Source organism: Mesorhizobium sp. M7A.F.Ca.US.002.01.1.1 (genome assembly GCF_004022955.1).
GTDB lineage: Bacteria > Pseudomonadota > Alphaproteobacteria > Rhizobiales > Rhizobiaceae > Mesorhizobium > Mesorhizobium ciceri.
In genome coordinates, this window is record NZ_RZQE01000730.1 from 1 (window position 1) to 2,123 (window position 2,123).

3 protein-coding genes and 1 pseudogene are annotated in these 2,123 nt (G+C 54.1%); 1 reads left to right on the plus strand and 3 read right to left on the minus strand.

Annotation, left to right across the window (positions count from 1 at the left end):
* Positions 1 to 182: 182 nt before the first annotated feature.
* On the minus strand, positions 183 to 548 hold the full coding sequence (locus tag EN932_RS34755) for a transposase (protein WP_245461102.1): 366 nt from the start codon (positions 546 to 548) through the stop codon (positions 183 to 185).
* 103 nt (positions 549 to 651) lie between these two features.
* On the opposite strand from EN932_RS34755, the pseudogene EN932_RS34760 reads away from it, so the two are divergent.
* Positions 652 to 774: pseudogene (locus EN932_RS34760) on the plus strand (LuxR C-terminal-related transcriptional regulator); the annotation flags it as partial.
* A gap of 125 nt (positions 775 to 899) precedes the next feature.
* Here the strand turns inward: EN932_RS34760 and EN932_RS34765 are convergent.
* Complete coding sequence (locus tag EN932_RS34765) at positions 900 to 1,244, minus strand: hypothetical protein (protein WP_013531260.1); 345 nt, start codon at positions 1,242 to 1,244, stop codon at positions 900 to 902.
* On the minus strand, positions 1,241 to 2,123 hold an 883-nt coding region (locus tag EN932_RS34770; protein ID WP_164890800.1), incomplete at its 5' end, for an RHS repeat-associated core domain-containing protein. The genes EN932_RS34765 and EN932_RS34770, both read right to left, overlap by 4 nt.

Here is a 2,123-nt window from a genome sequence, read left to right on the forward strand (position 1 = left end):
GCCTTGCGCAAGGCGTCGAACGCCGCGATGTCCGTCTCGATCGAACAGTCCGGCCGACGACGGCAACCGGTCCTTCATCGGCCGCAAATCCGTGACGTCATCGGGTTCACCTGTCAGATGTGCCCGAGCGCTTGACCAGGGCCAATCCGCCGCCTGCTTTGCCAGTCCGGCGCGCACGGGATTCAGCCCGACATAACGTACCGCCGACAGGAGATGATCCTCGTCCATCGCCACCGCTCCGAAGCGGCCTTGCCAGAAATGCCCGGTTTTCTTTTGCCGCGGTGGATGACCCCGGCATAGGCACGGTGCACCTTGGCAAGCGCACGACGCAGGCCATCCGGGTCAGCCGGCGTCAGGATCAGGTGCACATGGTTCGGCATCAGGCACCACGCCCAGATGCCGACATCGGCGGCACGGCAATACTCGACCAGCAGGTCCTTGTAGAGCGCGTAGTCTTCGGACGTGAAAAACACCTTGGCGCGCCCGTTGCCACGCTGCGTTACGTGGTGCGGCAGACCGGGAACGACAATGCGGGCGAGGCGGGCCATGCGGTCAGTTTATACGCGGCGATGCCGGCGAATAGGGTAAAAAGTGCACTGTCACCGTAATTCGAGCAAACGGGGCAAAAGGTGCACTGTCACCGTAATTCCCACGGTGAAGGCGCACGTCTCGGAGATTCTGCGCAAGCTCAATGTCTACAGCCGCACGCAAGCGGTGATCGACGTTTCGAAGCTGGACAATGCGGAGCTGTTTCGCGATCAGGCGGGGTTTTGAGCTTTTACCCGTCACCTCGTTGCTTCACATGGTGTGGCAGCCCGGGAACGATAATGCGGGCAAGGCGAGCCATGTGATCAATTTACACACAATGACGGCCGGGCGAAGATGGTAAAAGGACACTGTCACTGCAATCCGAGAAGTTGCTCGACACTCTCTCTTGTGATCGGACCATATAGCGGCGGTGTCGATAGGGTTGTAATAACCATCTTTATCCAATTGGCATCTGATCCATAAAATGCTATATCGTCTCGAAGTTCTATTGCGTCTGCCCATGCTTCTAGATCAGTTTTGCTCAAATTTCCATCTAGAAATCTCTTCATAACGCTCTCAACATCTGTTCGATTTAAAATAACAGGATCTCCATCATAATCCCAAGAAAAAGTATTTAAGGCATTTATACATGAATCTATTGGTTTCTCCAATCCTATCAAAGATTTTACCGCCTTTATCCTATCTTCGTTGATCATTTGCTGACCTCGTGATCGTTGACGCTAACCGCTGACCCTTTGTCAGATCCGCTACCGCCGCTTCCGGACTTAGGACTGTCAGCCTTCGATAGCTTATCTTTGTTGGAAACTAGCCCCCCAAGCGGGTCGAACACTTTCTTGCTGTAACTTAGGGTTTTTCCGTTCATGTCGACCACCTTCTCATACGTGGCATAGGAACCGGGAACCTTCCCAGGTGAAACGGTTGTAAAAGTTGCAGTGCCTTTTTGGACAGATATGGAAACATTCTCAGTTGAATTGCTCGGCACTTTACCCATGTAGTTTTTAAAGCTTGACAACTGAGAGGAGCTTAATTTTTCTGTTACTGTATCCAAGGCCTTTTTCATAGCTTCCGACCTGGATAGCGCCACTGCCCCAACTGCGCCAGCCGGAGCAATCAGCCCTGTCTCTGCGGCGACCATTTCGGTGGCAAACATTGCCGCTTCAGGAAAGGCAGCACTTACAGCTGCCGCTGCTTCCGGCGCTGCGACAACAGCTCCAACACCTAACGCGGCAATGCCTCCAATTGCCGCGCCTTTCGCGGCATCTTGCTCGACGTCGGCGAGGGCTTGTACTTGGGTTCCGACTTCCCGGTTGATGTAGCTTCTAGCGATACCCTGTAAATCGGCATGCCCATTGGCGTCACTCTTGTTTACCGGATCATTCTGAGCATAAGCATATCGGTTGGTGCCAACACCTTCCTTGGTCGGATCCCAATCATCCGGCGAAATGAACCTCCCCAGCACCGGATCCATGTATCGTGCATTGAGATACAGCAGGCCGGTCTCGGGATCGAAGCGTTCGCCGATGTAGTTCTTCTGCGTCTGGAAGCCGGTGTTGAGGCTTTCGCCATAGGTGGCG

Bases quoted from the DNA above. Each gene is read 5' to 3' on its own strand.
- EN932_RS34755 (WP_245461102.1), bottom strand. From the start codon at position 548: ATGGCCCGCCTCGCCCGCATTGTCGTTCCCGGTCTGCCGCACCACGTA.
- EN932_RS34765 (WP_013531260.1), bottom strand. From the start codon at position 1,244: ATGATCAACGAAGATAGGATAAAGGCGGTAAAATCTTTGATAGGATTG.